This window comes from Enterobacter sp. UNJFSC 003 (assembly GCF_036903355.1).
In the GTDB taxonomy this organism is placed as follows: Bacteria; Pseudomonadota; Gammaproteobacteria; order Enterobacterales; family Enterobacteriaceae; genus Enterobacter.
On the sequence record NZ_JBAKHK010000305.1, the window covers coordinates 1 to 244 of the forward strand.

1 protein-coding gene is annotated in these 244 nt (G+C 54.9%); it reads right to left on the bottom strand.

What is annotated here, in order from left to right; all coding sequences use genetic code 11:
• Window positions 1–244, bottom strand: a 244-nt coding sequence (locus V5P19_RS24285; protein ID WP_334408087.1) for a nickel-dependent hydrogenase large subunit, incomplete at both ends; no start/stop codon positions are given.

Consider the following 244-nt stretch of genomic DNA (forward strand, 5'->3'; position numbering starts at 1 on the left):
GCATAATGTTGCGGATGATATTGGCGTTGTCCGGCACTTTAATACCGATAGCATCTTCGATGGCGTAAACCGAAGCCAGGGCGTGTACGCCAGTACAGACGCCGCAGATACGTTCAACGAACGCCCACGCATCGCGCGGGTCGCGCCCTTGTAGGATGATCTCCAGCCCGCGAAACATGGTGCCGCAGGAGACGGCATTGGTGATCACATTCTGATCGTTAATATTCACTTCGCAGCGCATGTG